This window comes from Stenotrophomonas sp. HITSZ_GD (assembly GCF_029543105.1).
Classification (GTDB): Bacteria; Pseudomonadota; Gammaproteobacteria; order Xanthomonadales; family Xanthomonadaceae; genus Stenotrophomonas_A.
In genome coordinates, this window is the sequence record NZ_JARQXB010000006.1 from 176,379 (window position 1) to 193,759 (window position 17,381).

At 67.5% G+C, this 17,381-nt stretch carries 15 protein-coding genes; 6 read left to right on the top strand and 9 right to left on the bottom strand.

Annotated elements, in window-relative coordinates:
* Positions 1 to 382 precede the first annotated feature (382 nt).
* On the top strand, positions 383 to 3,469 hold the full coding sequence (locus P6166_RS08595; protein ID WP_277764050.1) for a TonB-dependent receptor: 3,087 nt from the start codon (positions 383 to 385) through the stop codon (positions 3,467 to 3,469).
* A 273-nt stretch (positions 3,470 to 3,742) separates the two neighbouring features.
* Here P6166_RS08595 and pyrF read toward each other — a convergent pair whose 3' ends face one another.
* Both pyrF and P6166_RS08605 read right to left on the bottom strand, forming a co-directional pair.
* Positions 3,743 to 4,462, bottom strand: a complete 720-nt coding sequence (gene pyrF, locus P6166_RS08600) for an orotidine-5'-phosphate decarboxylase (RefSeq protein ID WP_277764051.1) — start codon at positions 4,460 to 4,462, stop codon at positions 3,743 to 3,745.
* The gene (locus P6166_RS08605) at positions 4,459 to 5,397 is read right to left on the bottom strand and encodes a 5'-nucleotidase, lipoprotein e(P4) family (RefSeq protein WP_277764052.1); all 939 of its coding nucleotides are present in this window, start codon (positions 5,395 to 5,397) and stop codon (positions 4,459 to 4,461) included. Before P6166_RS08605 ends, pyrF begins: the two co-directional genes overlap by 4 nt.
* Positions 5,398 to 5,510: 113 nt before the next feature.
* On the opposite strand from P6166_RS08605, the gene P6166_RS08610 reads away from it, so the two are divergent.
* Positions 5,511 to 6,158 carry a DUF480 domain-containing protein gene (locus tag P6166_RS08610; protein WP_277764053.1) on the top strand — a complete coding sequence of 216 codons (648 nt, stop codon included), beginning with the start codon at positions 5,511 to 5,513 and terminating at the stop codon, positions 6,156 to 6,158.
* A gap of 2 nt (positions 6,159 to 6,160) precedes the next feature.
* Here the strand turns inward: P6166_RS08610 and P6166_RS08615 are convergent, their stop codons facing one another.
* Positions 6,161 to 6,676 carry a GNAT family N-acetyltransferase gene (locus tag P6166_RS08615; protein ID WP_277764054.1) on the bottom strand — a complete coding sequence of 172 codons (516 nt, stop codon included), beginning with the start codon at positions 6,674 to 6,676 and terminating at the stop codon, positions 6,161 to 6,163.
* A 58-nt stretch (positions 6,677 to 6,734) separates the two neighbouring features.
* A complete protein-coding gene (gene rep / locus P6166_RS08620; protein ID WP_277764055.1) occupies positions 6,735 to 8,711 on the bottom strand; it encodes a DNA helicase Rep in 1,977 nt (658 codons plus the stop codon).
* 114 nt (positions 8,712 to 8,825) lie between these two features.
* Here rep and P6166_RS08625 point away from each other — a divergent pair, with 114 nt between their 5' ends.
* The 4 genes from P6166_RS08625 (at position 8,826) to P6166_RS08640 (ending at position 11,785) form a co-directional block, all read left to right on the top strand.
* Positions 8,826 to 9,566: a hypothetical protein gene (locus P6166_RS08625; protein WP_277764056.1), complete on the top strand. Its 741-nt coding sequence runs from the start codon at positions 8,826 to 8,828 to the stop codon at positions 9,564 to 9,566.
* Positions 9,566 to 10,303, top strand: coding sequence for a hypothetical protein (locus P6166_RS08630; RefSeq protein ID WP_277764057.1), 738 nt, complete (start codon positions 9,566 to 9,568; stop codon positions 10,301 to 10,303). Before P6166_RS08625 ends, P6166_RS08630 begins: the two co-directional genes overlap by 1 nt.
* A gap of 39 nt (positions 10,304 to 10,342) precedes the next feature.
* Entirely contained in the window at positions 10,343 to 10,963 is a 621-nt protein-coding gene (locus tag P6166_RS08635) for a thymidine kinase (RefSeq protein WP_277764058.1), read from the top strand.
* 81 nt (positions 10,964 to 11,044) lie between these two features.
* Complete coding sequence (locus P6166_RS08640; protein WP_277764059.1) at positions 11,045 to 11,785, top strand: sel1 repeat family protein; 741 nt, start codon at positions 11,045 to 11,047, stop codon at positions 11,783 to 11,785.
* Positions 11,786 to 11,822: 37 nt separating this feature from the next.
* Here the strand turns inward: P6166_RS08640 and P6166_RS08645 are convergent, their stop codons facing one another.
* The 5 genes from P6166_RS08645 to mutM all read right to left on the bottom strand — a co-directional run bounded on the left by P6166_RS08645 (position 11,823) and on the right by mutM (position 17,237).
* Positions 11,823 to 13,424, bottom strand: a complete 1,602-nt coding sequence (locus tag P6166_RS08645; protein WP_277764060.1) for a glucan biosynthesis protein D — start codon at positions 13,422 to 13,424, stop codon at positions 11,823 to 11,825.
* Positions 13,425 to 13,513: 89 nt separating this feature from the next.
* Complete coding sequence (locus P6166_RS08650; RefSeq protein WP_277764061.1) at positions 13,514 to 14,572, bottom strand: DUF4380 domain-containing protein; 1,059 nt, start codon at positions 14,570 to 14,572, stop codon at positions 13,514 to 13,516.
* A gap of 60 nt (positions 14,573 to 14,632) precedes the next feature.
* Positions 14,633 to 15,781 carry a serine/threonine-protein kinase gene (locus P6166_RS08655; protein WP_277764062.1) on the bottom strand — a complete coding sequence of 383 codons (1,149 nt, stop codon included), beginning with the start codon at positions 15,779 to 15,781 and terminating at the stop codon, positions 14,633 to 14,635.
* A 7-nt stretch (positions 15,782 to 15,788) separates the two neighbouring features.
* Positions 15,789 to 16,355, bottom strand: a complete 567-nt coding sequence (locus P6166_RS08660; protein ID WP_277764063.1) for an ECF-type sigma factor — start codon at positions 16,353 to 16,355, stop codon at positions 15,789 to 15,791.
* 66 nt (positions 16,356 to 16,421) lie between these two features.
* On the bottom strand, positions 16,422 to 17,237 hold the full coding sequence (mutM, locus tag P6166_RS08665) for a bifunctional DNA-formamidopyrimidine glycosylase/DNA-(apurinic or apyrimidinic site) lyase (protein WP_277764070.1): 816 nt from the start codon (positions 17,235 to 17,237) through the stop codon (positions 16,422 to 16,424).
* Positions 17,238 to 17,381 lie beyond the last annotated feature (144 nt).

Genomic DNA, 17,381 nt, shown 5'->3' on the forward strand with positions numbered 1-17,381 from the left:
TATTGCACCGCATCATGTAAACGTTTGCAGTTCCTGCTACGGTGCCGCCCCAACGTCGCAATGCCCGCCCCAGATCAGGGCGCGGGACCCTGCCACCGTCACGCCATGGAGTGGGTCAAGACAGGACAACGCAAGGCAAGTCCATGCCTTCATCGGGAGGAACCGCAATGCTTCCCCAGCCCGACGACCATCCGCCTGGACGGCGCGCGCGCTCATGCTCGCGCCTGCCCACTCCGCCCATGACATCGCGCATCGGGCCAGGCGGCCTTACGAAAATTTTCCAGCGCTTGCACAAAACCGCAAGGCTTTCACATCCGACGTTGTATCCGTCTTACCCGTGAATAAAACCGTCATCCAAACGCCCGGCCCGGGAGGGGTCTTCGTGAAAACCATCCGAACCAACGCCAATCTGCCTACCCGCAGCCTGCTGTGCTGCGCACTGGCCGCCAGCCTGTTCGCCGCCGCTCCCGGCGCCTTCGCCCAGTCCGCCAACGCCAACCTGCGTGGCCAGGTGTCCTCGCAGTCCGGCCCGGCCGCCGGTACCGAAGTCATCGCCACCAACGTGGCCACCGGCGCGACCCGCCGCGCCACCACCGGCGCGGACGGCAACTACACCGTGGTCGGCCTGCAGCCGGGCACCTACCGGGTCGAAGCCGGCGGCCGCGTGGAGACGGTGACCGTCACCGTCGCCTCCACCGCCACCCTCAACATCTCCACCGGCGGCGAAGCGGCCGCCTCGGGCGGCGCGGCCACCACGCTGGACGCGGTCAACGTGACCGCCCCGACGCTGCTGCAGGAAGTGCGCACCTCCGAAGTCGGCAAGACCGTCTCGCTGCGCCAGATCCAGACCACCCCGCAGGTGTCGCGCAACTTCCTCGAGTTCGCCGACGCGGTGCCGGGCATGGTGTTCACCCGCGATGCCAAGGGCAACACCTCGCTGCGCGGCGGCGCGCAGAACACCAGTTCCACCAACGTCTACATCGACGGCGTGGGCCAGAAGAGCTACGTCAAGGAAGGCGGCGTGGCCGGCCAGTTCGGCAGCGCGGGCAATCCGTTCCCGCAGCTGGCGATCGGCGAGTACAAGGTCATCACCTCCAACTACAAGGCCGAGTACGGCCAGGTGGCCAGCTCGGCGGTGACCGCGGCGACCAAGTCGGGCACCAATGAATTCCACGGCGAGGCGTTCTACCGCTACACCGACGAGGACATGCGCGCCATGACGCCGGCCGAGCGCCAGCCGGGCCAGGACAAGGCGGCGTCGGCGGAGAAGGAATACGGCTTCGCGCTGGGGGGTCCGATCATCAAGGACCAGATGCACTTCTTCATGACCTACGAAGCCAAGCGCTTCGACCTGCCGACCACGACCGTGCCGGCGGACGGCGCGGCGGGCGCGGTCGGCTTCCTGCCAGCCAATGCCGCCTCGCAGCTGGGCGCGGGCTCGCAGTCGTTCGAGGAAGACCTGTACTTCGCCAAGATCGACTGGGAACCGACGGATCGCGACCGCTTCGAGCTGTCGTACCAGAACCGTGACGAGAACCAGGAGAACTTCAGCGGCAGCGATGCGCGTTCGCACGGCACCGTGGCCGAGAACACCGACGAGCGCTGGGCGCTGCGCTGGAACCACAGCGGTGACTGGTTCTACAACGAACTGCTCGCCACGCACGAGGATTCGTTCAACAACCCGGTGCCGATCACCCTGGGCAACGGCTACGTGTACACCACGCCCAACGGCCCCAACGATGCCACCATCGTCAGCATCGAGGGCGGCTCGCCGCTGTCGGCGCAGACCAAGGGCCAGAAGGGCTGGTCGCTGGAAGACAACTTCACCCTCAACGCGATCGAGTGGCACGGCGAGCACACCATCAAGATGGGTGCGCGCTACAAGGACGTGGACCTGTACGCGGCCGACGCGCTCGATATCAATCCGCAGTTCTATTACACGCTGAACAACCCGGGCTTCACTTCGGACATCCCGTACAAGGCGTTCTTCACCAAGCCGGTGACCGGCCTGGGTGGCCTGGCGCCGAGCGTGGTCTCCAACGCGAAGCAGTACGGCCTGTACATCCAGGACGACTGGCAGGTCAACGAGCACCTGATGCTCAACATCGGCGTGCGCTGGGACTACGAGAAGAACCCGTCGTACCTGAACTTCGTGACGCCGCAGAACGTGGTCGACGCGCTCAACAGCCAGGACCCGAACGGCCCGGCAGGGCAGACCTACGCCGATTCGCTGCGCGCCGGCGGCATCGACGTCAACGACTACATCTCCAACGGCCATAACCGGAAGGCGTTCGATGGCGCCTGGCAGCCTCGCCTGGGCTTCTCCTACGACCTCAATGCCGACGAGATGCACGTGATCCACGGCGGCGCCGGCCGTTCGTATGACCGTGACCTGTTCGACTACCTGCAGCTGGAAGTGACCAAGTCGGCGTTGCCGCAGGTGACGGTGAACTTCCGTGACCCGACCACCGGCGCCTGCTACAACGGCTCCACGCAGTCCTGCTACGACTGGGATCCCAGCCTGCTCAACGGCCTGGCCAACCTGCAGGCGCTGACCGGCAGCACCAGCAACGTGGGCACCGAGGTGGACCTGCTCAACAACAAGCTCAAGGCGCCGTACTCCGACCAGTTCAGCCTGGGCATGAGCAACCAGATCGGCGACTGGCTGACCGACGTCACCGTGACCCGCATCCTGAGCTATGACGGTTTCGGCTTCACGCTGGGCAACCGTTACCCGAACGGCAACTTCTTCGACAACCCGCAGCTGTGCGACCCCAACAACCCGAATCCCGGCTACAGCCAGGCATGGGGCTGCGGCGTGCCGGGCTTCGGCGGCCTGATCGTCGGCAACAACGGCATCAAGACCCGCACCACGCAGGTCCTGCTGTCCGCGCAGAAGCCGTACTCGAAGGAAAGCGGCTGGGGCGCCTCGGTGGCCTACACCTGGACCAACGCGCGCCAGACCCGCGACATCAACGAGCACTACGCGTTCGATGCGGCGACCCTGGACGACTACCCCTTCATCAAGTCCAATGCCGCCGCGCATCACCGCCTGGTGGCCACGGCCAACTACGATGGCTTCTGGGGCATCACCTTCGGCGGCAAGCTGACGCTGGCCACGCCGATCCCGAGCAATGACTTCATCTGCGGCCCGAATCCGGCGGCGGGCTCGGACCTGCCGGCCTGTATCCCGACCGGCTTCAACCCGCAGGGCAACGGCAAGTTCCTGATCGGCGGCAAAATCTTCGGCTACCGCTCGGTGGACCTGCAGGCGACCAAGGACTTCAAGATCGCCGGCGACTGGAAGGCCTACGCGCGGTTGGACATCATCAACGTGTTCAACTTCGATAACTTCACCAACATCATCTACAACGACACCTCGGGCCAGAAGCTGGCCTACTACAACGAGACCGGCGACATCATTGGCACCCCGCGCCAGGTCAAGGTCGAAGTGGGCGTGAAGTTCTAAGGCACGTCTCCACCCGGTCGCAGCCCGCAGGGGCTGCCCACGGCCCGGAATACGGCAAGGCCCGCGGATTCGTCCGCGGGCCTTTGCTTTTTCGCGGCCATAAAAAAAGAGGCCGGATCAACGATCCCAGCCTCTTCAAAACCGGCGCAAGGCCGGTGGACAGTGTTGTGGCACATCTCCGGCATGCGCCGGACGGGGCGATCCTACGCCACCTGCGATGTTTAGGCAAACCTTGACGTTATTCTTTCAATTGATTGTTTTTACTGGATATCGTCAGATGGAGAGGGCGGCGATCTCGGCCTGGATGGCCTCGGCGGCCGCCACCGGGTCTTCCGCGTTGCGGATCGGGCGGCCCACCACGATGGCGTCGGCGCCGTCGCGGAAGGCGTCGGCCACGCCGACGGTCCGTTGCTGGTCATCGCCCACCGGGCCGCCCGGGCGGATACCGGGGCAGACGATGGAGAAGCCGGCGCCGGTGGCGCGGCGGATCGGGCCGGCTTCCTGGCCCGAGGCGATCACGCCGTCGATGCCGGCGGCCTGGGCGGCCAGCGCGCGCTCGACCACCACGTCCACCGGTTCACGGTCGATGCCCATGGCGCGCAGGTCCTCGCGGCCCATCGAGGTCAGCACGGTGACCGCGAGCAGCCGCATCTGGCTGCGGTTCGCCTCCACGGCGGCCTGCAGCATCGGCGCGTGCCAGCCGTGGACGGTGCAGTAGCTCACCGGCCACTGCGAGAGGCGTCCGATGACCCCGCCGATGGTGGCGGGGATATCGAAGAACTTCAGGTCCACGAAGATGCGCTTGTCGCGCTTGGCCAGCTCGTCGAGCACGTCGAAGTACTCGCCCGACGCCAGCAGCTCCATGCCGATCTTGTAGAACGACACCGCCTCGCCGAGGCGGTCGATCCATGCCACGGCCTCGCGGCGGCCCGGCACGTCGAGCGCGAAGATCAGGCGCTCGCGCTCGGTCAGGGGCAGCGGCGGGCGGCTCACGGGGCCACGTCCAGGGCGTCGCGCTTGGCCTGGCGGCGTGCTTCGCGCGGCTGGGCGTAGTCGTTGTTGAACTGCGCCGGCTCCCAGCCGCCGTAGCTCGGGTTGGGCAGCATCCACCAGCGCTCGCCGAACCAGTCGTCGTACTGCGCCAGCAACTCGCCGCGGCCCTGCGGGGTGTTGGCCACGACCTGCACGAAATCGCCGAGCTGGTCGCCGAACTGCATCAGCACGCGGTATTTCTGCCCGGCCAGGCGGCGGCGGCAGTTCTTTTCGCTGCCGTTCTGTTCGCAATCCTTCACGAAGGTGCCCAGGCCCAGGAACACGCTGTCGTCGGCCACCGGCATGCCCACCGCGCGCAGGTTGGCCAGCGTGGCCTCCTGCAGGTGCTGGGCGCGGTTGGAGATGTAGAGGATGGTCACGCCCTTGGCGCTGGCCGCCTTGGCGAAATCGACCACGCCCGGCACGGCCTTGGCCTTCTTCTCGGCCACCCAGTTGGACCAGGTGACCTCGTCGTATTCCTGGTTGTCGCGGATCAGGCGGGCCTGGTACGGGGAGTTGTCCAGCACGGTCTCGTCGACGTCCATCACCACGGCCGGCTTCAGGCCCTTGATGGCGTTGCCGCGCTCTTCCGGCACCAGCGCATCCCAGTTGGCCTGCTTCAGCGCTTCGTCCAGGCGGTCGGCGGCGGCGCGGTAGGTCTGCTCGGACAGCGCGCGGTATTCCTCCGAACGCTGCATCCACAGCACGGCGTTGAGGTTGTCGTCCGCGGCAACACCGGCGGCGGCCGGCTTCTGTTCCGGGGCCTTGGGCGCGGCCGAGGGGGCCAGGGCGGGCTTGGCGGCGGGCGTCCCCTCCGGGCCCTGCACCTTGCAGGCGCCCAGGGCCAGCAGGGTGCCGGCGAGGAGGATCAGGGAAACGGAATTGCTGCGACGCATGGTCTACCACCGAAGAAAGTGGCGCGATTTTACCGGCTCCGGCATGACCTGCGGGTTTCAGCGACCGTCGGAGGGCGGCTATCCTGCCGGCCCCGCCTTGCCGGTTGCCCGCCATGTCCGCCGATACCCCCGAGATTCCACTCCTCGATGCCGTCCAGGCGCGCCTCCTCGGCTGCCTGGTCGAAAAGGAGGCCACCACGCCGGATACCTACCCGCTCACGGTCAACGCGGCGCAGTCGGCGGCCAACCAGAAGACCGCGCGCGAGCCGGTGATGGCACTGGAGACGGGCCAGGTGCACCACGCGTTGCGGCAGCTGGAATCGCTGGGGCTGGTGCGGCAGCAGTTCTCATCGCGCGCAGAGCGCTACGAGCACCGCCTGGAAACGGCCCTGGCGCTGACCCGGCAGCAGGCCGTGCTGCTCGCCCTGCTCTGCCTGCGCGGCCCCCAGACGGTGCACGAGCTGTTCGCGCGCAGCGAGCGGTTGTTCCGCTTCGCCGATGCCGAGGAAGTGCGCCATGTGCTGGAACGCCTCGGTGCGCGTGGCCTGGCCGGTGTGTTGCCGCGCGCCAGCGGTCAGCGCGAGGAACGCTACGCGCACGCGCTGTGCGGCCCCGTGGAGGCGATGGCGCCGATGGCCGACGCGACGGCTGAGGCCGCCACCCCGCCGGGGCTGGCCAGCCGGGTGGACGCATTGGAGGCCGAAGTGGCCGAACTGCGGGGCCAGTTGGAACAGCTGCGCCAGGCCTTGCCCGGCGCCTGAAGTCACAGCCGCGTGGCGTAGTACGCCAGCAGTTCGCGCTCCGGCGCGATGGCGTAATCGCCTTCGCACTCCAGGCCGAGCTTCTCCAGCAGGCGGACGGACGCCGGGTTGCCTGGCGAGACGATGGCGCATAGCGCCTTCAGCCCCAGTACGTCGCGGGCGTAAGCCATCACGCCGCGCGCGGCCTCCTCGGCATAGCCGTGGCCGTGGTATGCGCTGAGCAGCGCGTAGCCGATATCCGGCAGTGCCAGGTCGGCGCGCTGGATGAGGCCCGCGGTCCCCAGGAACACCCCGCCCTCGCGCACCTCGATGGCGTAGTGGCCAAAGCCATGCACGGCGTATTGCGCCCCTTGCCATCCGGCCAGGTACTCGCGGGCTTGGGCCTCGGTGCGCACCTGGCGGTCGCCGATGCCGGCGATGAAGCCGGGATCGTTGAGCAGCGCGAGCATGTTCGCCGCGTCGCGTTCCGGCGAGAGCTCGCGCAGGTGCAGGCGGCGCGTCTGGATCAAGGCAGGCATGGGGTGCTCCGGTGAAGCGGAGGCACAGCCTGACCGCGACCGCCAGGACTGGCAAGCCTCAGTCGAACAACGCCTGGATCGCGGCGAGCCCGGCGCTGGCGCGCTCCTTCTTGCGCTCGGCATCGGCCACGGGGTCGGCGCCGTCACGCTGGACTTCCTCGGCCGGAATCTCGTCGAAGAACCGGCTGGGCTTGAGGCGGATCTGCTCGCCGAACTTGCGCGTGACCTTGCTGTAGCTCATCCACAGCTGCTCCTTGGCGCGGGTGATGCCCACGTAGAGCAGCCGGCGTTCCTCCTGCAGGTTGCCTTCGTCCAGGCTCACCTCGTGCGGCAGCACGCCGTCCTCGCAGCCGACGATGAAGACGTAGCGGAACTCCAGGCCCTTGGAGGCGTGCAGGGTCATCATGCGCACCTGGTTGCCGCCGTCATCCTTGTCGTTGCGCGAGAGCAACGCGAGCTGGGCGGCCAGGTCGCCGGCGCTGGCGCCACGCGGTCCGCCTTCGAACCATTCGGCCAGTTCGTCCAGGTTCGCCTTGCGGCGCTGGAAGCCGGCTTCGTCCTTGCTCTGGTTGCGCAGGTCGCTCAGCAAGCCGGATTTCTCCGCCAGCCGGCGCACCAAGTCGGCCGCCGGCAGCACCGGTGCCTGCTGGCGCATCTCGCGCAGGATGTCGGTGAAGGCGCTCAGGCCGTTGGCCGCGCGCGGCGGCAGGTGCTGCAGCGCGCCCATCGATTCGGCCGCGCGCGACATCGGCACGTGCTTGCTGGCGGCCAGTTCGGCGAGCTTGGCCAGCGAGCCGGCGCCCACTTCGCGCTTGGGCGACTGCACCGCGCGCAGGAACGCCGCGTCGTCGTCCGGGTTGACGATCAGGCGCAGCCACGACAGCAGGTCCTTCACTTCCTGGCGCTCCAGGAAGGCCGTGCCGCCCGTGAGGTGGTACGGCACGCGCAGCAACTGCATGGCCTTTTCCAGCGGCCGCGACTGGAAGTTGCCGCGGAACAGGATGCAGAAGTCGCTCCACGGCACCTGCTTGGCGGTGGCGAGGTAGGAGATCTCGGCGGCGACCTTCTCGGCCTCGTGCTCGCTGTCGCGGCATTCCCACACGCGGATGCGCTCGCCGTCGGCCTGGTCGCTCCACAGTGTCTTCAAGTGCTCGTGCGGGTTGTGCGCGATCAGCGCATTGGCCGCGCGCAACACGCGGTTGGAGCAGCGGTAGTTCTGCTCGAGCTTGATGATCTCCAGCTTGGGGTAGTCGCGCCCCATCTGCAGCAGGTTGTCGGGGTTGGCGCCGCGCCAGGCATAGATGCTCTGGTCGTCGTCCCCCACGCAGGTGAAGTTGCCGCGCTCGCCGGCCAGCATCTTCAGCAGGCGGTACTGGGCGTCGTTGGTGTCCTGGCATTCGTCCACCAGCAGGTAGCCGATGCGCTCGCGCCAGGCCCGCACGATCTCGGGATGGGATTCCAGGATCTGCACCGGCAGGCGGATCAGGTCGTCGAAGTCCACCGCGTTGAAGGTGGTCAGGCGCGCCTGGTAGCGCTCGTAGACGCTGGCGGCTTCCTTCTCGCGTGTGCTGCGCGCCGCTTCCATCGCCTGCTGCGGCGACAAGCCGGCGTTCTTGGCACGCGAGATCAGGTTCCGCGTGTCGTCGATGACATCGGGCTTGGCGCCGTGCAGCAGGTCCTTGACCTGCGCGGCGGCATCGTCCGAGTCGAAGATCGAGAAACCGCGCTTCAGGCCGGCGGCTTCGTGCTCGACCTGCAGGAACTTCAGCCCCAGTGCGTGGAAGGTGCAGATGGTCAGGCCATCGGCCGCCTCGCCCCGGATGCGCTTGCCCACGCGCTCGCGCATTTCCTTCGCCGACTTGTTGGTGAAGGTGATGGCGGCGATGCGACGGGCGGGGTAGCGTTGGGTCGCGATCAGGTGGGCGATCTTCTCCACGATCACGCGCGTCTTGCCGCTGCCGGCGCCAGCCAGCACCAACAGGGGACCTTCGCAGTGCAGGACCGCGGCGCGCTGAGGGGGATTGAGACCGTGCATGAAGACTTCCGTGGGCGGCGGCATTGTAGCCGGGACGGAGACGGGCTCATCAGCTTGACGGGCCCGATCGGTTGCAGTATTTGGGGCATTGCCCTGGCAGCAATGGAGGCTTCCATGCGGTTTCCCCTGATCCTCGCGGCCGCGGCGGTGGCGGCAGCCCTTGCCGCGTTGCCCGCGCATGCCGCCGATGACATTCCCGGCATAGCCCCTGGGGACTATGACGTGGTCATGTCCAAGAGCTTCATGAACGCGCACCCGGACATGCTGTATCGGCTGCGCGGACTCGGCGCGCTGCAGCGCAGCGAGGCACGCCAGGCCGAGAGCTACTTTCGCCATGCGGCGCGCTATGCGGACAAGCTGTCACAGGCGTTCCTCGCGCAGATGCTGTGGGAGGGCCGCGGCATCCCGCAGGATCGCGCGCTGGCCTATGCCTGGATGGACCTGGCCGCCGAGCGCGGCTCCCCGATGCTGATTGCCGAACGCGAGCGCTACTGGGCGGCACTGGATGAAGCGCAGCGAACGCGTGCGGTGGCCGAAGGCAAGGCCCTCTACGCCAAGTACGCCGACAAGGTGACCCAGCCCCGGCTGGAAACGGCGATGCGTCGGTCGCGCACGCAGGAAGTGCTGGGGAGCCATACCGGCAGCGTGGTGTCGCAGATCGACCTGTGCGTGGGCGACTGGCGGATGAAGAATTACCAGCTCGTCTGCGATAAGCGCGTCACGGCGGACCACTTTTACCAGCCCCGTTTCTGGAAGCCGGCCGACTACTGGAAGTGGCAGGAGCAGCAGATCGGCGCCCCCAAGGGCGAGATCCAGCTGGGCACGCCGGAAACCGTGAAGCAGGAGGGAACCTGATGATGAAGACGGCCCGCTCACTCGCACTTCCCCTGCTGCTGGCGCTGCCCTTTGCGGCCGGTGCCCAGTCCTATGGCCAGATGCTGGGCAGTTCGCCCCGCATGGACGACCCGAACGTGGCCGCCTCGGAGGCGATGGAAGACGCCCATCCCGACCAGCGCTTCCGCCGCCTCGGCTATGAAGCCGCGCAGAAGGGCCGCACCGAGGACGCCCGGCGCTACTACCGCACCGCATCGCGTTACGGCGACAAGATCTCGCAGGCGGCGCTGGCGGAATTGATGTGGACGGGCCAGGGCGGCGAAACCGATCGCGCCCTGGGCTACGCGTGGATGGACCTGGCAGCCGAACGCGGCACGCCCTACCTGCTCGCCAAACGCGAGCATTATTGGGAACAGATGGATGACGGGGAGCGTCAGCGCGCCCTGCAGGAAGGCGTGGCCGTGTATTCGGCGTATGGCGACAAGGTCGCCAAGCCCCGGCTGGAGCGGGTGATGCGCAAGGAGCGCACCCAGGTGACCGGCAGCCGTACCGGCTTCGTCGGCACGCTGGATGTCTACCTGATGGAGCCTTCCACGGCCTCCGGTTCCCGCGTGATCGCGCAGCAGTACTACCAGGGCAAGTACTGGCAGCCCGACGAGTACTGGAAGCACCAGGACAAGCTGATCGAACGCCAGGGCAAGGTGCACGTCGGCGCGGTGGAGATTCCCGACGAAACACCCGCCGCGCCCAAACCGTAACCGCGGGCTCGCACCGGCCATGCCGCTAGAATTGGCGGCATGGCCAAGCTCTACTTCTACTATTCGGCGATGAATGCGGGGAAGACCACGACCCTGCTGCAGTCGGCGCACAACTATCGCGAGCGCGGCATGCGCACGCTGATCCTCACGCCCCAGCTGGATCATCGCGCCGGCAGTGGCGTGGTGGCTTCGCGCATCGGGCTGCGCGCGGAGGGCGTGCCGTTCGACCGTGACCGCGACCTGCTGCGGCTGGTCGAAGAGGATATCGCCACGCAAGGCAAACTCGATTGCGTGCTCGTGGACGAAGCGCAGTTCCTCACCCGCGCGCAGGTCTGGCAGCTGAGCGAAGTGGTCGACCAGCTGCGCATCCCGGTGCTGTGCTACGGGTTGCGTACGGATTTCCGCGGCGAGCTGTTCGAAGGCAGCCAGTACCTGCTGGCGTGGGCCGATGAACTGCAGGAGATCAAGACGATCTGCCACACGGGCAGCAAGGCGACGATGACCGTGCGCGTGGACGAGCACGGGCACGCGGTGCAGGACGGACCACAGGTGGAGATTGGCGGCAACGAACGCTACGTGTCGGTGAGCCGCGCGGAGTACAAGCGCATCATGCGCGGCGAAGGGCGGATCGAGCCGCTTCAGGAATCCTTGCCTTGGTGAATGCGCGGGCGTAGGCCGTTCGTTGGGTTGTCCCCGCACGCGGATCGTGCAGAATCCAGGGGAATTCTCAAGGAGAGAGACATGCGAAGGCTGATGAGTGCATGGGGCGCGGGCCTGGCCCTGGCGTTGCTCGCCCACAATGCGGCGGCCGCCGATGCCACGCGCGCATTCCAGGATTTTCCCGCGCAGGTACTGACCGACGGCTTCCTGGAAGCACACCTGGACCTGTTCTATCGCAAGGCGGGCATTGCGGCGGACAAGCGCGGCGATTTCGCCGAAGCGCGCAAGCAATACCAGTTGGCCGCGCGCTACGCCGACAAGCCCTCGCAGGCCCGCCTAGGCGAGCTTTACTGGGAAGGACAGGGCGTGGAAGCCGACCACGTCATGGGCTTCCTGTGGATGGCGCTGGCCGCCGAGCGCGGCTACGACGCCTTCCAGGCGCGCAAGATGGAGTACTGGAATGCGCTCACGCCCGATGAGCGCAAGCGTGCGGTGGCGCTGGACCAGAAGATGCTCGGCGAGTACGGCGATGCCGTCGCCAAGCCGCGCCAGGCCAAGGTGATGCGTCGCGAGGCGCTGCGCGGCAGCGGCGGCCTGCTTGGCTATTCCGGCGCCTCGGCGCTGTCGATCAACACGCCGCGCGGCGGCTCGATCGATCCGGAGATCTTCTACGCCAAGGAGTTCTGGGAACCCGAGGCGTATTGGCAGATGCAGGATTACGTGTGGGATGGCCGCAGCCCCGGCCGCGTGGATATCGGCGAAGTGCAGGACCTCGGCACGCAGCCGCCGTCCGAGGCCAAGCCCCAGGACGACACGCCCTGAGTGCTGCGCCGCGCCCGCCCAGGGCGCGGCGCGCGGTTCAGTACAGCTTGCGCTCGGCGGCCGGCGGCGGCGTGTACTGGTAAAGCCAGGTCTCGGTCAGCGGCCGGCCCTGCAGCCGCAGGAACAGGCGGATGTCGATCTGCTGGGTGGAATCATCCGGCGGCACGAGATCGAACATCGCGCGGTAACCGGAGATCTCGTGCAGCGGCCGCGCCGAGACGATCTCGGTCTTGCCGCGCGTCACCTGCACCACCGCCTCGACCTGCAGGTTGTTGGCCTTGGCCAGCGCGGCCAGTTCGCCACCAGCGAAATCCACCGCGAAGCGCCAGGAGAAATGCTCGCGCTTCTGCCCGATCACCCCGCCCAGCCCGGTGCGCGTGGCCACGCACAGGGCCAGCGGCGAAGCCGCCGGCGGGTGCGCGCCCCAGTAGAGGCGATAGCCCACCAGCAGTTCCTGCCCCGGCTGCGGCTTGGCCTCCGGGTTCCAGAACGCGACGATGTTGTCGAAGGTTTCGTCCACGGTCGGGATCTCGACCAGTTGCACCGAGCCCTTGCCCCACCCGCTCTTGGGCTCGACCCACAGGCACGGGCGCTTCTCGTAGAAGACGCCATCGTCCTGGTAGTGGTCGAAGTTGCGATCGCGCTGCAACAGGCCGAAGCCGCGTGGGTTCTCGTCGACGAACATGTTGAAACGCAGATGCGGCGGGTTGACCAGCGGCCGCCAGATCCATTCGCCGCTGCCGGTCCACATCGACAGGCCGTCGGTGTCGTGGATTTCCGGCCGCCAGTCCCAGGCCATGCGGCGGTCGTTCTCGCCGGTCTGGTACATGCTCGTGCAGGGTGCGATGCCGAGGCGTTCGATGGTCTTGCGCGGATACAGCGCGCTGTCGATATCCATGATCAGGACATCGCCATTGGTGATTGCGAAGCGGTAGGCGCCGGCCACGCTGGGGGAATCCAGCAAGCCGTAAACGACTACGGTGTTGGAGTCGGCGGCCGGCTTTTCCAGGTAGTAGGCGATGAAGTCCGGGAATTCCTCGGGTTTGCCGGTGCCGGTATCGATCGCCAGGCCGCGGGCGGACTGGCCGTACTGGCCTTCGGCACCGACCGCGCGGAAGTAGCTCGCGCCCAGGAAGGCGGCGAAATCACGCTGGGTGTCCTGGCGGGTGTTGAGGCGGAAACCGGCAAAGCCGAGGTCGCGCGGCAGGCCCTTGCCCTGCAAGCCGCTCTTGCCGTAGTCGAACGCCGCCGGATCGTAGGCCAGTTCCTGCGCCTTGCCGTCGAGTACTTCGAACATGCGCACCGGCGAATGGAAATACAGCCCGAGGTGGAAGAACTTCGCCTGGAACTTGCCCGGCTTGTCCGCCCACAGCGCGTGGTCCTGCCGGTAGCTGATGGACTGGTATTGGTCCCAGGTCAGCGTCTCGACCGGGCCGGGCAGCACCCGCTTGTGGGTCTGATAGGGCGCGTTGGCCAATGCCCGCGCCTGTCCCTTGAGCCAGGCGAAGTCGAACGGCTGCGGTTCGCCGAGCCGGCGAAGGCCGACCGCGTCGGCGGCCAGGGCCCAGCCCGGGATCGCCGGCAGGCCGAGACCGGCGAGCGCGGCAGCAGCGTTCTTGAGGAATTGGCGTCGTTCCATGGGCCGTCGGGCAGCAGGTGGGGAAGAGGGGGACATCATAGCCAGCCGGTTGTCGAACCGATGGCTGGCCGATGAATGCGGCCGGCCCGTCAGGGCGCGCAGGCGCCTTCGAGCTGGAAGCGGGCCGCATGGGCGCACAGGAAGGCGCGTTGGGACTTGAGTTCGTCCGGGCCGTCGTAGCGCAGCAGGGTCCAGCGCTCGGCGGCGTGCATGCGCTCGCCGGGGTCAAGCACGCGGTAGGGCGCGTGGATTTCCATCTCCATCAGGCCCTGCGCGCGGGCATAGGACGGCGCGTCGAGATAGAGCTCGACCTGGCCCTGCTCGGGATGGATGCGCTCGCGCGGCTGGTGCTGGAAGCGGATCAGCAACACCTGGTGCCCGGCGAACCCGGCCATCCAGCCGGCCGACGGCTGCAGGCGGTACTTGCCGCGCTGGATCAGCGGCGAATCCGCCGATTGCGCGGTGAGGGCGAACAGGCCCGCCTGCCAGACGTGCTTGGGCGCGGTGGTCCCGGCATCGGTGGAGGCTTGCAGGTCGACGTCCTTCTCGGCGTCGCGGACCGGCACGAACACCCGGGTGTCGGCGGCCACGCGCGTGTTGAACCACAGGTCCCAGGACACCGGGGCGCGACGGACGTTGCGCGCTTCGGCTTCGACCAGCACCGAGTGCGGAGCGTCTTCGAGCAGGCTGACCTGCTTGCGCAGGCGTACACCGCTGACCGGGCTATCGACGCCCTCCAGGACGAACTGGCGGGCGTTGCGGGATCGCACGCGCGTGGTGGCCAGCGACAGGTACGGATCGGGCGGCCAGTTCGCGCCTGCCGCGCGGCGCTCGGTATTGACGTCCTGGTGCAGCCACCACTGGCTTTGCGGCCCAACCCATACGTCGTGACCGAGATAGGGAATATCCCCCGCGTTCGCGGACCAGCTGGGCTGGGGCTGGCTGCGCACGGCATCCTCGCCCACCTTCAGTACGTTGGGCTCGCCGGCCAGATGCCAGGAGAGGATGCGCCCCCCGAACGAGGGCGTGGCTTCAAGCCGGACGGCGCCGTTGTCGAGCACCAGGCGGGCGGAATCTGGCGCGGCGATCGCGGAGGCGATGCCGGGGCACAGGCAGAGCAGAAGCAGGAAACGAGGAAGTGCGCGCATGTGGCCGGTCCGCTGCGGTCGCGCTCATTGTCGCCGCAGTCGCGCGCGAGGCAAAGGTGGTCAGGCGCCCGCGCGGGGGATGGGTGTGCGTCGCCACCATCGCAGCCAGGTGGGGATGATCGCAACGGCCGCAGGCGCGATGGGTTCGCCGCGCTGCCAGTGCCGCAGGTCGAAGGCGAGTTCGGAAACGCTGGCATAGCGGCGGTCGGCGTCCTTCTGCATCGCCTTGAGGACGATCGCATCCAGATCGCCCCGAAGGCTCGCGGCACGGCGCGCCGCGCCCGCGATGGCTTGCCGCTCGACCAGCGCCGACGGCGGCGTCACCTCCACGCGCAGGACCGAGCGCTCCCATTCCGCGTCGCTCTGCCGCCGCAGGCGGTAGGGCTTCTGGCCGGTCAGCAATTCGTACAGCACTACGCCTAACGAATAGACGTCCGCCCGGGTGTCGGGCACTTCGCCGCGGATTTGCTCCGGTGCCGCATAGTGCAGCGTGAACGCGCGCGCGTCCTCGCCGGGCGCGGGATCGAGGGGCTCGCCGCAGCGGCGGGCGATGCCGAAATCCAGCAGGCGGACCTCGCCATAGGCGTCCACGAGAATGTTGGTGGGCTTCACGTCGCGGTGGACGATGCCCTGGCCGTGCACGTGCTCCAGGGCCTCGCATACCTGAAGGAACAGCTCGACGAAGTGCCGTACGGAGGCGGCATGGCGCCGGCAGTAGTCGTTGATGGACTCGCCCGATACGTATTCCAGGGCCAGATAGGGCTGGCCCTCGTCGCCCGAGCCGTATAGGCGCGGAATGCGCGCGTGGGAAAGCGCGAGCAGCGTGTCGCGCTCACGCAGGAAGCGCGTTCGCAGATGCAGGTCGGCCAGATCCGGGCGCAGCAGCTTCAATGCGACCTGCGTGCCGCCGGGGCTGCGCAGGTCCTGCGCCAGCCACACCTGGCCCATGCCGCCTTCACCGAGCAGTTCGAGCAGGCGGTAATCGCCTATTCGATCGCCGCATCGCGTGGGGTGTTCCTGGCGGCCCAGCAGGGGTTCGGCGATGAAGTCCGTGCTCTGTTGCTCCATCGCCAGCAGTTGGAGGAGCTCGTCGGCCAGCGCGGAGTCCTCCGCGGCGATCTGCGCCAGGCGCTCCACGCGCAGGGCGCCTTCCAGCTCGAGCAGCTCATCCAGGAGCGGCGAAAGTTGCGACCAGCGAAGCGCGTCCATGCCCGGCTCACGCTTCCCGCATCGAGGCCAGCAGGAGCATCCTGGCCTTCTGCCAATCGCGCCTGATACTGCGCTCGGAGCGTTGCATCAGGTCGGCAATCTCCTGCTCCGACAATCCCGCGAAGTAGCGTAGTTCGACAACCTTGGCCAAGCGCTCATCGACCGAGTGCAAGCGGTTGAGCGCTACGTCCAGTGCAAGCAGGTTCTCGTCCAGGCGCACGCCGCTGTCGCTGTCCTCGGGGATCTCGGCCACTCGCTTGAGATCACCGCCACGCTTGCGGGCCAGCCGATTGCGCGCGTAGTCGACCACGACACTGCGCATCGCGGAGGCGGCATAGGCGAAGAAGTGGGCACGGTCGTCAAACCGCGCGCCGCCGCTGGCGCCGAGCAGTTTGAGGTAGGACTCGTGGACCAGTGACGTGGGGTCGAGCGTGTGGTTCTGTTGGCCGGCCAGCTGGCGGCGGGCCATGGCATGCAGTTCGCGATAGAGCGTGGCCAGCACTCGATCGAGCGCCGCGCGGTCGCCCGCGCGCGCGGAATCCAGCCATAGGGTGATATCCGTCGACTCGGCCATGGTGCATTCCTTACACCGTAAATGGCGCGGACTATAGCGGTGAAACGGCCGCCCGGAGTGAAGGCCTCAGCGCTGGCAGCCGGCGCACCACACACTGGCCCGTTGGCCGATCGTGGCGTGCTTCAACATTCTTCCGCAGCGCCGGCAGGGCTCGCCCTCGCGACCATAGACCAGCAGTTCCTGCTCGAAGTAACCCGGCGCACCATCCGGGCTGATGAAGTCCCTCAGGGTGGTGCCGCCTCGCTGAATAGCGTAGTGGAGGATTTCCTTCACTGCGTTCGCGAGCTGCCGGTATCGCTCGCGCGATACCTTTCCCGCTTCGCGCAGCGGGCTGATGCCGGCGCGGAACAGGCTTTCGGCCGCGTAAATGTTGCCGACGCCGACCACCACGGCCTGGTCCATCAGGAAGGCCTTGATCGGCGCGCGGCGGCCGCGGCTGAGCGCATAGAGATAATCGCCGTCGAACGCATCGGACAAGGGCTCGGGGCCTAGCTCCGCCAGCAATGGATGGATTTCGCCCGGGGCCTGCCAGAGCAACGCCCCGAAACGTCGCGGATCGTTGAAGCGCAGCAGCTTTCCGTTGTCCAGGCTGATATCGACGTGGTCGTGCGTGCGCAGCGGCGTATCGCCGGGCAGGACACGCAGGCTGCCGGACATCCCCAGATGCAACAGCGCACTGCCGTTGTGCTCTGTATCGAGCAACAGGTACTTCGCGCGACGACGCAGCGCGGTGATCTTCGCCCCGGGCAGTTCTTGCTCGATCTGCGGTGGGATCGGCCAGCGCAGATCGGGCCGGCGGAGAATGACGCCATGGATGCGCCGCCGGAGCAGATGCGGCTCCAACCCCCGCAGCGTGGTTTCTACTTCTGGCAATTCGGGCATGGCGGCGGCTTCAACAGAGCAGACCACGCCGATATGGGGGGTTAAACCGGCCTGTCCAAGCGGGCCACCGCACTTTTCTGAGCCGCAAAAGACAAACCCCCAGCCGATTGGCTGGGGGTTTGGGGATAAAGCCCCTGGCGATGA

Bases quoted from the DNA above. Each gene is read 5' to 3' on its own strand.
- P6166_RS08605 (WP_277764052.1), bottom strand. From the start codon at position 5,397: ATGCGTCGCAGCAATTCCGTTTCCCTGATCCTCCTCGCCGGCACCCTG.
- P6166_RS08610 (WP_277764053.1), top strand. From the start codon at position 5,511: ATGTCCGCCGATACCCCCGAGATTCCACTCCTCGATGCCGTCCAGGCG.
- P6166_RS08615 (WP_277764054.1), bottom strand. From the start codon at position 6,676: ATGCCTGCCTTGATCCAGACGCGCCGCCTGCACCTGCGCGAGCTCTCG.
- rep (WP_277764055.1), bottom strand. From the start codon at position 8,711: ATGCACGGTCTCAATCCCCCTCAGCGCGCCGCGGTCCTGCACTGCGAA.
- P6166_RS08625 (WP_277764056.1), top strand. From the start codon at position 8,826: ATGCGGTTTCCCCTGATCCTCGCGGCCGCGGCGGTGGCGGCAGCCCTT.
- P6166_RS08630 (WP_277764057.1), top strand. From the start codon at position 9,566: ATGATGAAGACGGCCCGCTCACTCGCACTTCCCCTGCTGCTGGCGCTG.
- P6166_RS08635 (WP_277764058.1), top strand. From the start codon at position 10,343: ATGGCCAAGCTCTACTTCTACTATTCGGCGATGAATGCGGGGAAGACC.
- P6166_RS08640 (WP_277764059.1), top strand. From the start codon at position 11,045: ATGCGAAGGCTGATGAGTGCATGGGGCGCGGGCCTGGCCCTGGCGTTG.
- P6166_RS08645 (WP_277764060.1), bottom strand. From the start codon at position 13,424: ATGGAACGACGCCAATTCCTCAAGAACGCTGCTGCCGCGCTCGCCGGT.
- P6166_RS08650 (WP_277764061.1), bottom strand. From the start codon at position 14,572: ATGCGCGCACTTCCTCGTTTCCTGCTTCTGCTCTGCCTGTGCCCCGGC.
- P6166_RS08655 (WP_277764062.1), bottom strand. From the start codon at position 15,781: ATGGACGCGCTTCGCTGGTCGCAACTTTCGCCGCTCCTGGATGAGCTG.
- P6166_RS08660 (WP_277764063.1), bottom strand. From the start codon at position 16,355: ATGGCCGAGTCGACGGATATCACCCTATGGCTGGATTCCGCGCGCGCG.
- mutM (WP_277764070.1), bottom strand. From the start codon at position 17,237: ATGCCCGAATTGCCAGAAGTAGAAACCACGCTGCGGGGGTTGGAGCCG.